Below are 19,081 nucleotides of genomic sequence, written 5' to 3'. Positions count from 1 at the left end.
ACGCGCGACCCCCGCTACAAAAAATTGGCAAGTTTTGCCTAGGTACCGGTATGGAAGATTCACTCGATAGCCCGGCCGGATTTGATACCGCAGGAAGCAGGAGTCGTTTTCACCCTGAAAGACTTGCCGGTGCAGTTCAAAGTTGGCGGGTATCCAGCAATTTTTATAACAATGGAGTTTTTCCATTTACAGAAGGGAGTACGATCATGATAAGAATAGGCGTTATCGGATACGGTTATTGGGGGCCCAATCTGGTAAGGAACTTTTCGGAAACTCCGGGCCTGATGTTGGCCAGTGTGGCGGATATCGATCAGAAAAAACTCGATCTTGTCCGTAAGCGCTATCCGGGTGTGCAGACCACGACGCGCTTTCAGGATCTGCTTGAGGATCCTGCCATCGATGCTATCGCGGTGGCGACGCCGGTCAGCACGCATTTCGAGCTGGGGATGGCCGTTTTGAAGGCGGGCAAGCATTTATGGATCGAAAAGCCTGTAACCGAAACCTCCTTGCAGGCGCGCAAACTGGTTGACGAAGCCGAGAAGCGGGACCTTGTGTTGATCGTCGATCATACGTTCATCTATACCGGTGCGGTACGCAAGATGGCGGAATTGATCAAAGGTGATGACTTCGGGGACGTGTTTTACTACGACTCGACACGCGTCAATCTCGGCTTATTCCAACGCGACGTCAGCGTCATATCGGACCTGGCCGTGCACGATTTCTCGATTCTGGATTATTTGCTGGGCGAACAACCGGTCGCTGTGTCCGCTGTCGGCACCAATCATTTTCCCGGCACACCGGAAAATCTGTCTTATCTAACTTTATTTTACGACTCCGGCATCATTGCGCATGTGAACGTGAACTGGCTGGCGCCGGTAAAGATGCGGCAGATCCTCGTCGGCGGCAGCAAGAAGATGATCACCTACGACGACCTGGAGTCGAGCGAAAAGATCAAGGTTTACGACAAAGGGGTCAGTTTGACCGACGATCCGCAGCAGATCTACGAAATGCGGGTCGGCTACCGAACCGGCGATATGTGGGCGCCGCGGTTGGACTCTACGGAGGCTTTGCGTGTCGAAGGCGAACACTTCGTCGACTGTATCGAAAACGGCAAGATGCCGTTAACCGATGGCTATTTAGGGTTGCGTGTGGTCGAGTTGATCGAGGCTGCCACCCGTTCGATGAACGAGCGCGGGCGTTCCGTTGAAGTCAACGGCAAATTCATGTTTCAAGGCAGGAGAGTCGCATGATTCCTTTCGTTGATTTGAAAGCTCAATATCTGGGTATTAAGGAAGAGGTAAACGCCGCCATCCAGGGCATACTGGAAACCAGCCAGTTTACGTTGGGAAAGGAGGTGGCCGCGTTCGAGGAGGAGTTTGCCGCTTACTGCCAGACCCCATATGGCCTCGGCGTAAACACCGGCACCAGCGCGTTGCACCTTGCCCTGCTCGCTGCCGGAATCGGCCCGAAAGATGAGGTGATTACCGTGCCGTTTACCTTTGTGGCGACGGTTGCAGCAATTCACTATACCGGCGCCCGGCCCGTGTTCGTCGATATTGATCCCCGCACTTTCACGATCGACGTGAAAGCGATCGAAGCTGCGATCACCGAGAGAACCAAAGCGATTATCCCCGTGCATCTTTACGGTCAGCCGGCGGACATGGATCCGATTCTGGAAATCGCCAAGCGCCGCGGCCTGGTGGTGATCGAAGACGCAGCGCAGGCGCACGGGGCCGAGTACAAGGGCCGACGTGTAGGCAGCCTGGGCGATATGGGGTGTTTCAGTTTTTATCCGGGCAAGAATCTGGGCGCCTACGGTGAAGGCGGCATGGTGGTGACCCACAATCCCGACTATACGCGCACGATCCGGATGTTGCGCGACTGGGGCGCGGAGCAGAAATACCAGCATGTGCTGAAAGGTTACAACTATCGTCTTGAAGGTATTCAGGGGGCCGTCCTCCGGGTCAAGCTGCGGCATCTGGAAGCATGGACCGAAGCCCGTCGAGCGGCTGCCGCGCATTACGATGAACTGCTCGCCGGCAGCGGCGTAGCGACTCCGGAAGCGATGGCTTATGCGCGGCATGTTTACCATATCTATGCGATTCGTACCCAACAACGAAGCGAATGGCAACAGGCGCTTCAAGCCAAGGGAATTCAGACCGGCATTCATTATCCGATTCCGGTGCATCTCTTGCCCGCCTATGCCGATCTGGGCTATGCGCCGGGCGATTTTCCTCATTCTGAGCAGGCGGCCGACGAAGTGCTTTCTCTGCCGATGTTTCCCGAGCTCACCCGGGCGCAGTGCGAAGAAGTCAGCGAGGCGGTCGCTTTACTCGTAAAGCAGCCGGCTATCGAAGACGCGTGATCCCAAGGAGACGATGCCATGAAAGAAGCGAAGCCGCTTTTGATTTTTCCTTATAACGGCAACAGTCTTGAGGCATTGGATTGCATCGGCGATGCATTTCTGTTGATCGGTTTTGTCGACGATACGCCCAATAAGCGGGGGATCGATCCGAACGGGTATCCGGTATTCGGCCGGGAGGCGTTTGATCGATTCTCCGACGCCCAGGTGTTGGCCGTACCCGGCAGCCCCCGTTCCTATCGCGCCCGCAAGGACATCATCCGGGGACTGGGGCTGGCCGATGAACGCTTCGCTACCGTGATCCATCCCGCTGCCCGGGTGTCTCCCCTCGCCTCGCTCGGCGCCAATGTATTGATCATGGCGGGCGTGGTGGTGACCAGCAACGCCGCGATCGGGTCCCATACCTGTATTCTGCCGAACACGGTAATCCATCATGACGTTGCGATAGGCGACTGGAGCCTGATCGGTTCCAACGTGACGATCGCAGGCCAGACCGTCGTCGAGGAAAACTGCTATATCGGCAGCGGCACCAGCCTGATGAACGGCATACGTATCCGGAACGGGGCTTTGGTGGGGCTCGGCAGCAACGTGATCGACAGCGTCGAGGCCCATACCACGGTGGCAGGGAATCCAGCCAGGGAAATAAGAAAAAAGTCATGGCCTGAACGGCCGGCCAATCCGCGCGCTCCGGCTCGGAACGCTTCAAACTGAACTTACTACAACGCTGAAGACTAAGGTAACCCCATTCATGAAAATCAAAAATGCAAACATATTGGTTACGGGCGGCTGCGGATTGATCGGCTCAACGACCGTGGATTTGTTGCTGCGGGACTGCTCGCCGGCACGGATCGTCATTTTCGATAATTTAAGCCGCGGCACGCCGAGCAATGTCGAAAACGCATTAAAAGACCCCCGCGTGCAGCTGATCCAAGAGGACATCCGGAACAGGGAGGCCGTCCATAAAGCCATGCAGGGGATGGATGCGGTGATTCATCTGGCGGCTTTGCGCATCACCGCCTGCGCGGGCCAGCCGCGCGAGGCGATGGAAGTCATGTGCAACGGCAGCTTCAACGTGGCGGAGGCCGCGCAATCCGCCGGCGTCAAGAAAGTCATTGCGGCTTCTTCGGCATCGGTCTATGGCCTGGCCGAGAACTTTCCCACGCGCGAAGACCATCATTCATACAACAACCGCACCTGGTACGGCGCCAGCAAGATGATGCTGGAAGGGCTGTTGCGTTCGTTCAACGACATGTACGGAATGCCCTACGTGATGCTGCGCTATTTCAACGTCTACGGCCCGCGTATGGATATGCACGGGAAATATACCGAGGTGCTGATCCGGTGGATGGAGCGGATCACGGACGGCCGGCCGCCGCTGATCCTCGGCAGCGGCGCGCAGACGATGGATTTCGTCTATATCGAAGACGTCGCGCGCTCCAATATTCTGGCCCTGCAATCGGATCTGAGCGACGAGGTGTTCAACGTCGCCAGCGGCCGCGAAACCAGCCTGAACGAGCTGGCCGCGGCGCTGCTGAAGGTGATGGGCTCCGAACTGCAGCCGGAATACGGTCCGGAGCGAACGGTGAATCCGGTTTCGCGGCGGCTGGCCGATACTTCCAAAGCCGAAAGACTGCTGGGTTTCAAAGCCCAGGTCGGCCTGGAAGAAGGTCTCGCGCAGCTGGTCGAGTGGTGGCGTATGAACAAACAAGTGGAGGCTGAAGCATGATTCCCATTACCAAACCGATGTTGGGCGAAAACGAGGCGGAGGCGGCGCGGCGGGTGATCGCGAGCGGCTGGACCAGCCAGGGCCCGGAAGTGGCGGCGTTCGAAAAGGAGTTTGCGGAGTATGTAGGCGCGCCTTATGCCTGCGCGGTGTCCAGTTGCACCACGGCCCTTTATCTGGCGCTGCTGGCGGTCGGCGTACAGCCCGGCGACGAAGTGATCACGGTCAGCCATTCCTATATCGCGACCGCCAACTCGATCCGCTATTGCGGCGCCAGGCCGGTATTCGTCGATATCGATCCCGCGACCTTCAATATCGACCCCGGGCTGATCGAGAGCGCCGTGACCGAGCGTACCCGCGCGATTTTATGCGTACACCAGATCGGGATGCCCTGCGATTTGGCAGCCGTCTGCGAAATCGCCCGCCGCTATGGGCTGGCCGTTGTGGAGGACGCCGCCTGCGCGATCGGCAGCGAAATACGCTGGCAGGGCCAGTGGGAAAAAATCGGCAGGCCGCAGGGCGATATCGCCTGCTTTTCGTTCCATCCGCGCAAAGTCATCAGTACCGGCGACGGAGGGATGATCACTACCGCCAATCCGGAATGGGACGCCAAATTCAGGCTGCTCAGGCAGCACGGCATGAGCGTTCCCGATACGGTGCGCCACGGCGCGAGCCGGGTGATCTTCGAATCCTACCCGATCGTCGGCTTCAATTTCCGGATGACCGACATTCAGGCCGCGGTGGGCAGGGAGCAGCTCAAGCGCCTCCCGGACATCGTCCGGAGACGCCGAGAGCTGGCGGCGCGCTACCGAACCCTACTCGCGGATCTGCCGGGACTCGGCATGCCGATGGAGCCGGAGTGGGCGCGCAGTACCTGGCAAAGCTTCAGTATCCGCCTGCCCGAAGATGCGGATCAGCGCCAGGTCATGCAAGCGATGTTGGACGATGGCATCGCGACTCGCCGGGGCATCATGTGCGCGCACCGGGAACCTGCCTACTCGTCCGATACATGGTCCTGCGCCGGCAGAATCCGGAGCCGGTTTTGTACGGAGGAAGTTTGCCGCTGCCTGCGCCACAGCGAGGAGGCACAGGATCGGACCGTCATTCTGCCGCTGTTTCCGGAGATGACCCTCAAACAGCAGGATCGGATCGCCCAGTCGCTTCAGGACGCACTGCGCGTCGTCACATTGAACGAATAAGACTGCATTTAAATATTATGGAACCCCACACTAAAACCCTGGCCGATTACCTCGACCTCGTTAAACGGCGGAAGTATTGCATTGGCGTGACCTGGGCACTGGTGACCTTAATCGCCGTTATCGTTGCGTACAACTTGCCTAAAATTTACCGTTCGACGGCAACTTTGCTGATCGAAGCCCCTGTTCCGGCAAAGTTTGTCGATACTTCGGTCTCTCAATACGGAGAGGAACAAATCCAGTCGATTTATCAAAGAGTCCTGTCGACCGACAATATTCTCGCGATCATTGAGTCAAGCGATCTGTATCACGATATCAAGGACGGCTTTACAAAACACGAATTGGCTGAAGTGTTCCGGGGAAGTACGGATGTCGAGTTAAGGACTTCTTCCATTGCGCCGAAGGCCCATTCGCAAATGGCCGAGATTGCCTTCGATATTTCGTTTAGCGATAGCGATCCGGTATCCGCGAAAGAGATTGCAAGTCAGCTTGCCTCTCTGTTTATTGAACAAAATGATAAGGCCCGGACGCAGCGCGCGACCAAGGCCACGGAGTTCCTCACCGAGGAAACGGACAAGCTTAATCGAGAGCTTCAGGAAATTGACGCCAAAATTGCACAATTCAAGGAGCAACACCCTTTCAGCTTGCCGGAGCAAGTGGAAGGCAACCAAGCCGCGATAGACCGGGCGGAGAGCGAACTCAGAGACTCCGAGAGCCAAATTCGCGCTACTAAGGAAAGAATTGCCTTTTTAACGGCGGAGCTGGCAAGAGTGCAAGAAGAACTGCCTTCGGATTTCGATGAGAGAGCAACGCCAAAAAGTAAAGGCGAAGCCGTGAGAATGTTACGGGCAAAATATTTTCGATTTTCCGGTGTTTACTCTCCTTCGCATCCGTCCTTGATTCGCCTGAAACGTGAAATAAAGGCATTGGATCCTACTTTTGAAGGACAACTGTCGGCTCAAGATATTCAGAACCAATTGGCTCAAGCCAGAAGCGAACTCGAATTGCTGAAAGAAACCTATGCCGGTAATCACCCGGATATCGCGAGGCGAAAAAAACAAATCGATAAGTTGGAACGCCAATTGAAAATTGTGTCGACACATTCACAAAAGAATCAGGAATTGCAAGCCATGCATAACACAAACCCGCTTTATTTCGGGGTGGAGGCGCAATATAAAAGCAGCCTGTCGGAACTCGAGTCGCTGACGCAGAAGCAGGACTATCTGAAAGCAAAGATCGAAAATTTACACAACGTCCTTATCCAGGCTCCGCAAGTCGAAATGGCCTATACCGATATGATAAGAACACGGGACAATATTATTAAGAAATACAATCAGCTGAAAGAGAAACGGCTGGATGCCAAACTGGCTCAAACATTGGAAGAACAGCAGCAGGGGCAAACTCTTACCCTGATCGAACAGCCTGTTATTCCTAGACATCCGGAAAAAGCGATCAGAAGAAAGGTCGCTATTGGAGGTTTTTTCATGGGGCTTGTGGCAGGGCTTGGCGTTGCTTTTCTTCTCGACTTCCTGGAGCCCGGGATTCGGGGATACCGTGCGGTCCGCGATGCCACAGGACTTATGCCTCTGGTTGTCATTCCTTACATCGAGTCCCCTTACGAGCTGCAAGCACAGCTCGTCAAGCAGGGGCAGATGAGAAAAGCCATGCTCCGGTCTGCCCTTGCGCTCGTCATGCTGGCTATCGTGGTCATGAGCCTTTCCTTTCTCGGGGCGAGGTAAATCTGAACCGAAACCGTTAAAAAGTGAACAGGGCAATCGGTTTGATTTTGCCCCCTTCTCTGGAGAGCCGTCAATGATTAAAAGCGCTGATAGACAGCCAGCCGTATCAATCAGATACCCTAAAATTCAAACGGGCATCATTGATCCGGAGGTGCTGGAAAATAACCGGGTGATTATGAGAGCTGACGACGACCCGCGGGCGAACATATTCCGAGTGCTCCGGACGAATGTTCTAAGGCAGCTTCAACAAAACAGCTGGAACTGCTTTGCCGTCACCAGCGCAACGCCGGGTGCGGGAAAGACATTCATAGCGGTTAATCTCGCGATTGCGATAGCGATGGAAGAAGATCGGAACGTGCTGCTCGTCGATGCGGATCTTAAATGCCCCAGTATAGGCAAAGACCTCGGGCTTCAGTTCGATTTCGGGCTTATCGATTGTCTGACAAGTGATTTGTCTTTATATGATGCATGCATCAACCCCGGTATCGAGCGTCTGGTGGTTCTGCCCGGAAGAAATTCCGACAAGCAGTCTTCGGAGCTGATCTCATCCCGAAGAATGTTGAATTTGATCAAAGAGATTAAGTCGCGCTACGCATCCGGGATCATTATTTTTGATTTCCCCCCGCTTTTTGCGGCGGATGATGCATTGTTGTTATTGTCTCATGTCGATGCGGCCCTGCTGGTGGTGGAGGACGGTAAAACTACGACCGATGAGCTTCATCATTCCATGTATACTCTGGAAGAAACAAATCTGTTAGGTTTGGTTCTTAATAAATCAAGACAGCCGCTGCCGATATATCAATACGGGTATGCGTCTGAAACTGTTTAAATTTTAGGGCTACATACTCAGCGCCTGCCCCGGTAGGAATTTTAAGGGTAAGAGAACTCGAAAAGGTTATGCATTTATCACGGTAATAAAGGAATCATTGTAATAAGCGAATTATAGTAATGAATATTTTAAAATAACTCATCGATATGATGATGTAAAAAGTTTTTCATTGGTCAATTCTATTGGCAACAGTAATTGATGAGAATGAGTTATTGCACATAAACGGATGTTTAACTGGAGAGGGAGAATATGCAGTCTTTAATTAGAGTATTACTGCTCGTCGAAAATAATACCTACCCTTTTGATTTCCGAGTACGCCGCGAGGCATTGGCTCTGCGCGATGCTGGGTATGAGGTAAGCGTTATTGCGCCCCGCGGCGCATCACAACCATGGATAGAGGAGGTCGATGGAATTCGTGTTTATCGTTTTCCGGCTCCGCCTGGCGGTGCAGGTTTACTCGGCTATGCTTTTGAATTTGGTTATTCTACTTTGGCCATGTTGCTGTTAACCTCATGGATCGTGTTAAGTAAAGGCGTTGACGTAATTCATGCGGCAAATCCACCCGATACGCTTTGTGCAATTGGTCTCATATTTAAATTGTTCGGGAAGCGGTTCGTATTTGATCAGCATGATCTTTCACCAGAGATTTATCTCTCCCGTTTTGAGCATCCCCGAAAGAATCTTATCTATCATATTTTATATTTTATAGAAAGGTGCTCATATGCTGCAGCTGACGTGGTTATCGTTACGAATGAATCCTACAAACTATTAGCTATAGCGCGGGGAGGCAAAAGTCCGGATAAGGTATTCATTGTTCGGAATGGGCCGCCGCTTTCTTATCAGCCGATTGAGCCCGATTCTAATGTAGCTCGCCGAGCACATTATCTAATTGGATACATTGGAACCATAGGACCGCAGGATGGAGTCGATTATTGGATGCGGGCTATACGCGAGATGGTATTTACCCTAGGCCGACGCGATTTTATGGCGGTCATTATCGGGAATGGGGATGCCTTATCTGACGTAAAGGCCTTAGCTAAAAAGCTAGAAATTGATGACTATGTTTTATTTACCGGCCGTCTTTCCGAACTTGAATCCCGTAAATATCTTTCGGCTGTCAATGTGTGTGTGCAGCCGGATCCATTGAGCCCCCTGAATGACAAATCCACGATGAATAAGCTCATGGAATATATGGCGTTAAGCAAGCCAACGGTTGCATTCGATTTGGTCGAAACACGTTTTTCCGCACAGGATGCCGCACTTTATGTTAGACCGAATGACGAGATGGAGTTTGCAGAGAAAGTCAGTTGGTTGTTGGACAACCCCGACGAATGCAAAAGAATGGGTGAAATTGGACACAATAGAGTTGCCAATGTGTTGGCATGGGAATATTCGGTGCCTGAATTACTCCGAGCCTATAGTGACGGTTTAGGATTGCATCCGTGTTATCTATTTAAGCTAGGGTAAAAAGTTTTTTATTTCAACCTGTGCGCGGGATAACAAAACCCAGCGCGAGCGCCTCCTTTATTTGCACAGGCCTAGCATCGTCGGCACCGTATGCTGGATAACTTCGCCATTAACCTGATGCCGATATCATCGCCGATCTTCTAAGCGATGCCGAGCCTACTATCGCCTTAACAATCAAAGTCAATCGCTGTCTCAGACATAAGGATTATCGTGAAATAAGGCAACAATAGAAATATTGTCAGGTTATGGCAGCGTGGGTTTAATTAAATGATATATCTTTATCGGCAATGTATATAAAAGATATCAAAAAACTATTCAAAGTGATACTAATAATGCTTAATGCAAATCTTTAATTATTGTTCTATTCTATGCCTTAAAGCACAAAGCCAAGCTACAGTTTATTAACACAAATAACTTTTTCCCAAAATTTAACAGCGAAATAAAGACTTGTAATATTAATTTTTAATCTGGATTTTAAATTTTTGAGCAATAGTTTTTGCAAATGACATTTACGTAAAAAATTATTTATGAGCAACCGGTTTGTAATGCTGGTAGCCAGTTTTGTCCGATTTTCCGGCTACTTGCGATGTCGGGCGACAACAGGGACATCATTGCCGCCTACAGCGATATCCGCCCAGCGCGGTGAGCGGATCCGAATGATTCATAATCCTATGTTTTTGCACCAGCGGTGAAATTGGCCTTACGCCCGACAGGCGCCTTGCCTCGGTAAAAGATTTATAAAAATTATTTCATAATAAGGTTACAAATCTAAATTAGGAGTTAAGTTTGTGGAACATCCAACTGTCAGCTTTGTTATTCCTTGTTACCGGCTTGCGCATTTGCTTCCCGAGTGCATTAACTCGATACTTTCTCAATCATTTAGCGATTTTGAAGTGCTGATAATGGACGACTGCTCTCCTGATAATACTGAAGAAGTAGCTAACTCTTTCCAAGACTCTCGTATAAAACACATACGTAATAGCGTAAACCTTGGATCTCTTCGCAATTACAACAAAGGAATCACCTTAAGTCAGGGAAAATATATTTGGCTCATTTCCGCTGACGACTATCTACGGCAGCCATATATATTGCAGCGCTATGTCGAGTTACTGGATAAAAATCCGCAAATTGGATATACATTCTGCTCTGGGATCGGCGTAAGAAACCAGCAGGAAACAGAGATTTTGGATTATTCAACATATAGTGACAGAAATGAAATTATTGATGGTCACAGTTTTGTAAAGAAACTTCTTAGCTACAACATGGTTTTGGCTCCCTCCGTGCTGGCACGCCGTGAATGTTATGAAAAGATTGGTCTTTATCCTGTAAATGTGGTGTGGGCCGGGATACCGATTGACTTTGTGTGGGGTGGGGATTGGTACATGTGGTTGCTCTTCGCCTTGTATTACGACGTAGGGTATTTCGCAGAGCCAATGGTATGTTACCGCGAACACGATCTCAGTATGACCAATACTGTTACTCAGGAAAAAGTTGAAAATTGCTGGGCTGCAGAGGTTGCTGTACTTTGGATGGTTAGACAGAGAGCCGTAGAGCTCGGTTTACGAAAGATATCTAGAGATTGCCTATTTACTGTCGCTAGTTATTATGCCCGGCATTGCGTGTCAAAAAGTTATCAATGGTTAGAGCGATCAAGCCGGTCCACCCTTACCATTGACCAGTTTGAAAATTCTCTTCAGTTAATCACAAACTGTGAAAAAGAAAGGAGCTGGATACGTGCGCGAGTTTTTACGGAAATGGCTGATTTATTTTACTCGCAAGGAGATCCGTTATCCGCGAGGAAATGGTATTTGGCTGGTTTACGGAATGACCCTCTTATGGCTCAAGTGTATGCAAAGACATTACTTCTTTCGTTGGGGGGGCCTGGAAATTATGCTCGACGATTTTTTCGTTCATTATTAAAGCCTGATTAGTTCCAAAAACATACCGAACAACATGCACGAAGCCAAGATCGAGCAGAATATTTCGTAGGATAAATAGATGAATAAGACTTTACTGATTTGCGATTTATATCCTATTCCTGAAAACATAGGTTCAAACATGAGAACCATGAACCTGGTTCGCTTCTTCCAAAGTTACGGTAGCGTGGATATAGCTTACACTACAGTGGACGTATCGTACACTGCGGCACTGGCTGACGCGGAAGGAAAAAAACAAATTTTTTCAAGAGAATATATTTTACGAAAAAAGGATTATCCTAAAAGTTTTATAAGCCGTTTTTTTATGTTAGTCAAGGGAGTGCCTTATCCTATACGCGAGTATGATGATGCTTCACACGAAAAGATAATTTCGCTTTTAGAATCCAGCGAATACGATTATGTTATTGTGCGTTATATTCAGAATACGATAAGCCTTATTAAACTGCCAGGGCATCTTAAAAGTAAAATTATCGTCGATTTTGACGACATAATAACGCATTCACTCTATGAAGTGTTTTTTTACTCCACAAATAGCCTGTTTAAGAAATTCACTCGCAATCTTAACAAAATACTTTTGAGTTATTACCAGAAACAATGTTTACGCTTTGGCGCTTCACTTTTTTGTTCGGAAGGAGATAGAAGCGAATTGAGTAAAAGGCACATAAAAAAAAATACATTTGTTGTTCCTAACACATATGATAATAACTTGTTTAAGGATTATGATTTCGGCGATGGAGCTTGTAATGGCCACACTTTGCTGTTTGTTGGAACATTGCTTTATCGACCCAATATCCGTGGCTTGATGTGGTTTATAACCTCAGTCTATAACGATTACAAAGCGCAATATCCGGATGCCAAACTTTTGGTTGTGGGCCGCTCTCCTACGAGTGAAATTGCGAATCTCTGTTATGGTACTGATGGTGTTGAGTTATATCAGGATGTGCCGGATGTAAAAGTATATTACAAGCAATGCAAAGCGGTTGTAATACCACTATTGGAAGGTGGCGGTACTCGGATCAAAATATTGGAAGCAGCCCTGGCGAATAGGCCCATTCTTTCTACTCCTCAAGGAGTTGAGGGTCTGGATTTGTACGATGACGAAGATATTTTGCAATTTAGGGATAAATCGGGTTTTTTGACTGCTTATCAAAAATTGCTTAGCAGGGAAAAATACAATTCTTTGGTTCACAATGCAAGGGAATGTGTACTGACAAAATACTCTACTGAATCGCTTAATTCAGCTATGGAAAGCGTTTTACATACTATCGACAATAATCGACAAAGTAAAATAAAGAGCGATGAATATCATCAACCATCAATAAGTAAATATTGATTACGAATAAGAGAAGACCGATGGCTATTGGATTGCCTTTAATCTCCGTTATCATTCCAACTTATAATCGCGCGCCTTTTGTATGTGAAGCGATTGACAGCGTTTTTAGTCAGACATTTACCGACTATGAGATTATTGTTGTCGATGACGGATCTACCGACAGTACCAAGGAAGTTCTTGAAAAATATCAAGATAAAATTAAATATATTTATCAAGAGAACTCGGGCGTGAGTGCTGCAAGAAATGCCGGGATAAAAAACTCTACCGGTTCTTGGCTCGCTTTTCTGGATTCTGATGATAAATGGATGCCCCAGTATCTTTCTACACAGGTGGAGTGGGTACGTCGATTTCCTGATATATGCATGCAAACCACAGACTGCTACTGCTGTAGAACCGCGTCGGAAGAGAACAAACGTACTTACTTTGAAATGAATAGGGTGATAAAAGAATTTAAAAGACAGGATTATTTATTACTTACCGATCCTTTTCGTTTTGTTGTAATGCATGGGCCGTGGCAAGTGGGATCAACAATTTTTTATCGCGATGCCATAAAAAAAGCCGGATTATTCGATACCAATCTCGGCCTTAATGAGGACTTTGATCTTATGGCTCGAATGGCTCTGCAAGGACCTTTTGGCGTAATCAGGAACGCCTTGGTAGTTATGTACCGAAGGAATGAAACAATCGCATGTCTCACCAGTCAAGTGAAGACGCATCCGATCCAGGCAAGAGAACTCTATGAGAAAATTTATGAAAAACTGCGAAGCATCGAGACGTTAAAAGGTTTGGAACGCGAGGCTGTGAGCAGGCTTATGGGTATGAATCGACGCGCCATTGGAAATCTTTTGCTGATGACGGGAAGTGTTGACGAAGCAAGAGAATCCTACAGGCAAGCTTTTTTCATCGATCGTTCATTGCGTTCTCTTGGAAAGTATTTCCTCTCGTTTTTTCCGACAAACATAAACCAATGGATAATTGAGAAGCGCCAGTAGTTACCAGTAGTTAAAAGAAAAGAACGAACTAAGGGCTACCAAAGGCCTAGTTTACGATGGAGTCAAGCCGGTATTTTCCTGGTATCCGGAGGATACGGTTAGGGAATTTTTCAAAGGTCAATAATTATGATGATTTCGCTCTCGAGATGGCTAATAACGCTTGGACTTGCAGCACAGCGGTTCAATATTCGCCTACCCAAGAAGGTCAAAGTCTTCCTGCGTTCGTTGCTGGCTAGGCTGACAAAGGACGAGATCGTCAGTCAAGGCATCGAAGATTGGTCAACCCCATTGTTCGCCCGGCAGGAGGCGGTGTTCAATCAGGCCTCGAGCCTCCCGTTGGAAGACGACATCGGCTATTTCGCGGCCGGTAAGCCGCTGCAGACAGCATATGGGGTTTCTCGACCGCTCGCTAAAGGTAACGAGGCGGCGCCCCGCCTTCGGTGCCTGCTGGTGACCGATTCCCTCGACGTTGGTGGTATGGACGAGGTTGTCGTCTTTCTTGCGCGCGGGCTTCCCCGGCATGGCGTCGGCACCGCAGTGCTGCATGCGTCGATCAATGGTACACCCGATGCTGTGCCCACGGGCCGGCTTGGCCGATTACTGCTGGAACAAGGGGTCGAGGCGGTTGAGCTGGCCGGTGCTGATGGTGCCAAGTGGCTGGAAGCGTGGCGACCTGACGTGATAAGCGCACATTGTGCGCCGCCTTGGGTGCTCGAGACGGCTACTCAGCTGAAGATCCCGTACGTGGATACCCTGCATGGAGCGTTTAATCTATTTTATATGGATTCGGCGGCAGAGAATGAACGTGGGCGGCAGCTTGCGGGGATCGTTGCAGTCAGCGATTTGATCCGTCGACAGTATCTGCATAGAAATCCTTCTTTTTCGCCGGATCGAATCGCTACAATCCCGAATGGTGTCGATGAAGAACGTCGCATTCCCCGGAGCCGGAACTCGGCGCGTGCTCGCTTTGGCATAAGAGATGAGTTTATCTTCGTCTCGTTGGGCCGGCATTGCCTTCAGAAAAACGCCTACGGATTGGTCACAGGGTTTGCTGACGTGGCTGCGCGCTACCCCGAGGCCCACTTGGTCATCGCCGGGCGCGTTGATGACGCCGCTTATTTCGCACAAGTGCAACGATTACGTGACCGTCTCCCCTGCAGGGACCGCATCCACCTGCGCGACCATTTTTCCGACCCTGCCGAACTGCTTGCGGCGGCCGACGGCTTTGTTCTCGATTCATTCTTTGAAGGCTGGTCGCTAGCGTCGATGGAGGCACTCTATTCCGGTATTCCTGTGGTTCTCAGCGATGTGGGCGGAGCTTTCGAACAGGTCGGTTACGGCGAAGAGAGAGGCTATTTGATTCCCAATCCTCTCGGAGACCCGCTTCGAGTGAACTGGGAAACCATGCGTGATGCGCGATTTGTAAGTCAGGTCAACCGGGAGGCACTTGTCGATGCAATGAGTTCGCTGATTGAGAATCGAGCCTTCTTTTTCAATGCGCGCGAACGGCTTATTAGTGAATCCGCCGCGCGTTTTCATCCGGACGTGTGCCTCCAAAGTCACGCGCGAATATTGATGGCTGCGGCAAGCGGTGACTTGACTCGAAAACAGAGTATTACGCATTGCCAAACTACCTAATTGGTCAGCGGCATCGTCAGGAAGCAAGCCCTGCTGCCAAGAAAGTTTTTGTAATTGAGACGCTTAATAAAAAGCTAATGAAAATGGCATATCTATCAATATAAAAAATAATTCCGAAATTCAAATATTAAAAGGCAGTAATTGCCAATTATTTTTTTTAAAAAGTTGGCTGTTATTCCGATTTCAGAATTGCTTATATTTTTTGTTGACAAGCCATTTGGATATTTTGATGGACTGAACTCTAACGGCAGGTTTTCGGAAGAACCTTTACTGGAAGTATATCGGATCTGCAATTAGCCGAGTTAAATTTCAAATTTCGGAATTGAGAGTATTGAAATGAATAGCAATCAGAAGGACTTGACCGTTTCAGTTATTATTGTCAGTTGGAATGCTCGAGAATATCTTAAAAAATGTTTAGCATCGCTTTCGTCTGGAGTATGCCAATATTCCATGGAGATTATCGTAGTGGACAATGCCTCATCAGATGGATCGGCAGACTGTGTGGAATCTGAATATCCCAACGTCCACTTAATTCGTAACTCTGAAAACATGGGGTTCGCCAAGGCCAACAATATTGGCGTTTCTGTCAGCTCGGGAGACTATCTGTGCTTTATTAATTCAGATGTCGAAGTTTTATCTGACTGTATCACCTGTTTAGTAAATTACTGCGAGGAGCATCCGGACGCTGGCATGGCGGGTCCCTTGATTATTGGCGGCGACAAACAGTTGCAGCGTTCATGCCGGGGATTCCCGAGCGTTTGGAACATGTTTTGCCGGGCATTTGCTCTGGATACGTTTTTCAAAAATATCAGGTTGTTTACAGGTTATTCGTTAAGTCATTGGTCACAAAATACAATCCGCAGCGTGGATATCTTAACGGGCTGTTTTTGGGTGGTTCGCAGGCATGCAATGGAGCAGGTGGGTTTACTTGATGAATCATTCTTTATCTATGGCGAGGACATGGATTGGTGTAAACGCTTTTGGAACAAAGGATGGCGGGTAGATTTTGTTCCATCGGCTAAAGCCATTCATTATGGCGGTGCCAGTTCTTCGAATGCGCCAGTGCGGTTTTACATTGAAAGGCAGAAGGCCGATTTACAGTATTGGAAGAAACATCACTCGCGCCTGGCCGTGTCATGTTATTTATTGATTTCGTGTCTACACATGTTTTTTCGCCTAACAGCTTACTCATTTGTGCTCTTAATTAATCGTAAAGGGAAAATTGAGCAATATAAAGTGAGAAGAAGTTGGGCGTGCTTAAAATGGATCCTTTCAGATGGGATAGTATCGTGACTCGTATTTAATTCACGCTTGTTCTGTGGAATCAGAGAAAGGTCCAGGGCACCTAATAGAGATATATCAGTACGGTTTTTGTACTGTCTGAAAAAGCTCCCTAAACCAGGAAGATGTCGCATTGGATCATTACGGCATAGTATTTACAACTAGACATTAGGGTTCAATTATGAATAGCCAATACGTATTGCTTACAGCAGCCAAAGACGAAGAAACCTGTATCTCCGAAGTAATCCAATTAGTAGTGCGTCAAACGGTACTCCCTTTGGTTTGGATAATTATTGACGATGGCTCAAGCGATCAAACCGCTTCAATCGTCGAACGGTTTGCTGCGGAATATCCTTTCATCCAACTTTATTCTGCAGAATCCCGCGAAGGGCGGAACTTCGGCTCCCAGTATAAAGCAATCCGAGCCGCCTATGAACTTGCGAAGCCATTGGAGTTCGATTTTGTGGCTGTACAGGATGCCGATCAGGCACCGGAGCAAGCTGATTATTATGAGTCTATCCTGGGGGAGTTTCAGAAGAATTTTCGGTTAGGCATAGTCAGTGGCTTGGTCTATGAACGTCCTCGCGGAGTATGGGAGTACCGGCAAGCCAATTCAGCAGATTCAACGGCCGGCAGTGCGGTATTTCGACGGACCTGTTTCGAACAAATTGGGGGATACGCTCCATTGAAATATGGCGGTTCAGACTGGTTGGCCCAGCTTGATGCCAGAATGAAGGGGTGGGAGATCCAAACCCGTCCTGATCTTCATATACTTCACTATCGCCCCACTTCAAGCGCAGGTGGAATATGGCGCGGAAAATTTCGAGAGGGATTGATGGATGCCTCTTTTGGTTCTCATCCCGTTTTCGAATTCTTAAAATGCTGCCGGAGAATGACGAATCATCCATTCCTACTGGGTAGTTTGATCCGATTCAGTGGTTATCTTTGGTGGAATTTAACCAGGCGCAAACCGCTTCTTTCACCTGAGAAAGAAGCTTTTCTCAGAAAAGAACAACTTGCAAAGGTGCACGGATGGGCGCGGTCCTTTTTCGGTATAGCGCAGCCATGAAGTCATTTGACCTGTTTTAGCAAGACTGAGAGTCCTCAATGACCATTCTAAATCAGTAATATTTAGCAATCGTTATAAAGAGTCTCCCAAGCTAAGTTGAAGAAATGGAAGAACAAATACAGGACGCATCAAATCTTAACCCTCCAGCCCTGGGGCTCTTGCTGGTTCTGGTCTGTTTGACTTTGTGGTTACCGAGACGTCTTGCTTTTTGTCCTTTACTGATCATGGTCGGTCTTATGCCCATGGGTCAGCAAATAGTAATTTCCGGATTACATTTCCATCTATTCCGGGTACTTTTGCTAAGCGGGATATTGCGCGTCATTATTCGAAGGGAAGTTACGCAACTGAGATTGACCGGCATGGACAGGTTATTTTTGGGGTGGGTAATTGTTTCAATCGTGTTCGGCTCTTTATCGAAGCCTTCCACGGCGTTGCTGGTAAATCGCTTGGGCAGTGCTTACAACGCCCTCGGTTGTTACTTTTTTGCCCGATGTGTCATCGTAGAGTTTGAGGATGTTGTGGTCAGTGTTCGTACATTGGCATTTATCAGCTTACTTATAGCTGTGCTCATGCTGGTGGAGAATGAGACAGCACATAATCCACTGTCAGTATTAGGAGGTGTGCCGGAAATTCCGGCCATGCGTGAAGAGCGTCCTCGGTGTCAAGGCGCTTTCCGCCACTCGATTACGGCAGGCGTTTTTGGGGGTACACAATTCCCGCTCTTTGTCGCGCTTTGGCGTTATAGGCCTCAATATAAACGCTTGGCTTTCATGGCAATAATTTCAACTTTAATCATCGTTATCACTTCGCGTACGAGCGGTGGGTTGATGGCATTGTTTACAGGTGTTGCCGGTTTAGCTTTGTGGAAATGGAGAAAAGCTATGCCATTGATTCGACGGGGAGCATTCTTAGCGATCCTTGGTTTAGCACTACTGATGAAGGCTCCTGTTTGGTATTTATTGGCCAAATTGGGCAATGTGACGGGGGGTGGGGGATGGCACCGTGCCTGGCTGATAGATCAGGTTATTGCGCATTTCGATGAATGGTGGTTGTTTGGAACTACATATACTGCTCATTGGGGGCCGGGGGGGCAGGTTATTGCAGCAGACCCAGACATGATGGATATTACGAATCACTATGTCATGGAAGGCGTTAGAGGTGGAATACTTGAGTTAGGGTTGTTCATTGCAATTATCATTACTTGCTTTCGAGGTATCGGACGGAGGCTTCGGGCTGAAGCGCAGGGAGCTTCTGCTGAATTCTTTGTTTGGGCGATAGGCGTTGCTTTTTTTGCGCACTGTCTTTCTTTTATATCAGCCACCTATTTTGATCAAACCATTCTTATCTGGTATTGGCTGCAGGCGATTATCTGTCACGTTTCAAACAGTACGTATATGTGCTCGGAAACCGCCAGAGCATCCAATACTTACCAAAAACTAAGATACAGGCGTTACTATGCCACGAACGGCTGCGATCGACTCCCAACAAGGAAAAATTTAACTTAGATCTAAGTAG

General features: G+C 48.7%; 15 protein-coding genes. All 15 read left to right on the top strand.

Annotated features, from left to right (window positions below; translation table 11 throughout):
* The first annotated feature begins 206 nt into the window (after nt 1-206).
* The 15 genes from JJL52_RS14665 to JJL52_RS14595 all read left to right on the top strand — a co-directional run bounded on the left by JJL52_RS14665 (nt 207) and on the right by JJL52_RS14595 (nt 19,071).
* Complete coding sequence (locus tag JJL52_RS14665) at nt 207-1,250, top strand: Gfo/Idh/MocA family protein (protein ID WP_202053236.1); 1,044 nt, start codon at nt 207-209, stop codon at nt 1,248-1,250.
* Entirely contained in the window at nt 1,247-2,365 is a 1,119-nt protein-coding gene (locus tag JJL52_RS14660; RefSeq protein WP_202053235.1) for a DegT/DnrJ/EryC1/StrS family aminotransferase, read from the top strand. Before JJL52_RS14665 ends, JJL52_RS14660 begins: the two co-directional genes overlap by 4 nt.
* An 18-nt stretch (nt 2,366-2,383) precedes the next feature.
* Nucleotides 2,384-3,073 carry a DapH/DapD/GlmU-related protein gene (locus tag JJL52_RS14655; RefSeq protein WP_202053234.1) on the top strand — a complete coding sequence of 230 codons (690 nt, stop codon included), beginning with the start codon at nt 2,384-2,386 and terminating at the stop codon, nt 3,071-3,073.
* 37 nt (nt 3,074-3,110) lie between these two features.
* Nucleotides 3,111-4,088 carry an NAD-dependent epimerase/dehydratase family protein gene (locus JJL52_RS14650; RefSeq protein ID WP_202053233.1) on the top strand — a complete coding sequence of 326 codons (978 nt, stop codon included), beginning with the start codon at nt 3,111-3,113 and terminating at the stop codon, nt 4,086-4,088.
* On the top strand, nt 4,085-5,284 hold the full coding sequence (locus JJL52_RS14645) for a DegT/DnrJ/EryC1/StrS family aminotransferase (protein ID WP_202053232.1): 1,200 nt from the start codon (nt 4,085-4,087) through the stop codon (nt 5,282-5,284). The genes JJL52_RS14650 and JJL52_RS14645 overlap by 4 nt, the downstream gene beginning before the upstream one ends.
* Nucleotides 5,285-5,301: 17 nt before the next feature.
* Nucleotides 5,302-7,020: a GumC family protein gene (locus JJL52_RS14640; protein ID WP_202053231.1), complete on the top strand. Its 1,719-nt coding sequence runs from the start codon at nt 5,302-5,304 to the stop codon at nt 7,018-7,020.
* A 73-nt stretch (nt 7,021-7,093) separates the two neighbouring features.
* Nucleotides 7,094-7,849 carry a CpsD/CapB family tyrosine-protein kinase gene (locus JJL52_RS14635; RefSeq protein ID WP_202053230.1) on the top strand — a complete coding sequence of 252 codons (756 nt, stop codon included), beginning with the start codon at nt 7,094-7,096 and terminating at the stop codon, nt 7,847-7,849.
* A 249-nt stretch (nt 7,850-8,098) separates the two neighbouring features.
* Complete coding sequence (locus JJL52_RS14630; protein ID WP_202053229.1) at nt 8,099-9,316, top strand: glycosyltransferase family 4 protein; 1,218 nt, start codon at nt 8,099-8,101, stop codon at nt 9,314-9,316.
* 788 nt (nt 9,317-10,104) lie between these two features.
* Nucleotides 10,105-11,247 (top strand): glycosyltransferase, encoded by a 1,143-nt coding sequence (locus JJL52_RS14625; RefSeq protein WP_202053228.1) that lies wholly within the window; start codon nt 10,105-10,107, stop codon nt 11,245-11,247.
* 67 nt (nt 11,248-11,314) lie between these two features.
* Nucleotides 11,315-12,586 (top strand): glycosyltransferase family 4 protein, encoded by a 1,272-nt coding sequence (locus tag JJL52_RS14620; protein ID WP_202053227.1) that lies wholly within the window; start codon nt 11,315-11,317, stop codon nt 12,584-12,586.
* Nucleotides 12,587-12,606: 20 nt separating this feature from the next.
* The gene (locus JJL52_RS14615) at nt 12,607-13,578 is read left to right on the top strand and encodes a glycosyltransferase family 2 protein (RefSeq protein ID WP_202053226.1); all 972 of its coding nucleotides are present in this window, start codon (nt 12,607-12,609) and stop codon (nt 13,576-13,578) included.
* 126 nt (nt 13,579-13,704) lie between these two features.
* A complete protein-coding gene (locus JJL52_RS14610) occupies nt 13,705-15,216 on the top strand; it encodes a glycosyltransferase family 4 protein (RefSeq protein WP_202053225.1) in 1,512 nt (503 codons plus the stop codon).
* Nucleotides 15,217-15,552: 336 nt separating this feature from the next.
* Nucleotides 15,553-16,509: a glycosyltransferase family 2 protein gene (locus JJL52_RS14605; protein ID WP_202053224.1), complete on the top strand. Its 957-nt coding sequence runs from the start codon at nt 15,553-15,555 to the stop codon at nt 16,507-16,509.
* A 169-nt stretch (nt 16,510-16,678) separates the two neighbouring features.
* Nucleotides 16,679-17,566: a glycosyltransferase family 2 protein gene (locus JJL52_RS14600; RefSeq protein ID WP_202053223.1), complete on the top strand. Its 888-nt coding sequence runs from the start codon at nt 16,679-16,681 to the stop codon at nt 17,564-17,566.
* 104 nt (nt 17,567-17,670) lie between these two features.
* The gene (locus JJL52_RS14595; protein ID WP_202053222.1) at nt 17,671-19,071 is read left to right on the top strand and encodes a hypothetical protein; all 1,401 of its coding nucleotides are present in this window, start codon (nt 17,671-17,673) and stop codon (nt 19,069-19,071) included.
* The last annotated feature ends 10 nt before the right edge of the window (nt 19,072-19,081 follow it).

The organism is Candidatus Methylomicrobium oryzae, assembly GCF_016745425.1.
Taxonomy (GTDB): Bacteria; Pseudomonadota; Gammaproteobacteria; order Methylococcales; family Methylomonadaceae; genus Methylomicrobium; species Methylomicrobium oryzae.
Note: the sequence above shows the minus strand (reverse complement) of the source record. Positions and strands in the feature narration are given on the sequence as shown.

Coding starts and splice junctions, on each gene's coding strand:
- JJL52_RS14595 (WP_202053222.1), top strand. CDS start 17,671: ATGGAAGAACAAATACAGGACGCATCAAATCTTAACCCTCCAGCCCTG.
- JJL52_RS14605 (WP_202053224.1), top strand. CDS start 15,553: ATGAATAGCAATCAGAAGGACTTGACCGTTTCAGTTATTATTGTCAGT.
- JJL52_RS14655 (WP_202053234.1), top strand. CDS start 2,384: ATGAAAGAAGCGAAGCCGCTTTTGATTTTTCCTTATAACGGCAACAGT.
- JJL52_RS14600 (WP_202053223.1), top strand. CDS start 16,679: ATGAATAGCCAATACGTATTGCTTACAGCAGCCAAAGACGAAGAAACC.
- JJL52_RS14650 (WP_202053233.1), top strand. CDS start 3,111: ATGAAAATCAAAAATGCAAACATATTGGTTACGGGCGGCTGCGGATTG.
- JJL52_RS14645 (WP_202053232.1), top strand. CDS start 4,085: ATGATTCCCATTACCAAACCGATGTTGGGCGAAAACGAGGCGGAGGCG.
- JJL52_RS14610 (WP_202053225.1), top strand. CDS start 13,705: ATGATGATTTCGCTCTCGAGATGGCTAATAACGCTTGGACTTGCAGCA.
- JJL52_RS14635 (WP_202053230.1), top strand. CDS start 7,094: ATGATTAAAAGCGCTGATAGACAGCCAGCCGTATCAATCAGATACCCT.
- JJL52_RS14660 (WP_202053235.1), top strand. CDS start 1,247: ATGATTCCTTTCGTTGATTTGAAAGCTCAATATCTGGGTATTAAGGAA.
- JJL52_RS14665 (WP_202053236.1), top strand. CDS start 207: ATGATAAGAATAGGCGTTATCGGATACGGTTATTGGGGGCCCAATCTG.
- JJL52_RS14640 (WP_202053231.1), top strand. CDS start 5,302: ATGGAACCCCACACTAAAACCCTGGCCGATTACCTCGACCTCGTTAAA.
- JJL52_RS14620 (WP_202053227.1), top strand. CDS start 11,315: ATGAATAAGACTTTACTGATTTGCGATTTATATCCTATTCCTGAAAAC.
- JJL52_RS14630 (WP_202053229.1), top strand. CDS start 8,099: ATGCAGTCTTTAATTAGAGTATTACTGCTCGTCGAAAATAATACCTAC.
- JJL52_RS14615 (WP_202053226.1), top strand. CDS start 12,607: ATGGCTATTGGATTGCCTTTAATCTCCGTTATCATTCCAACTTATAAT.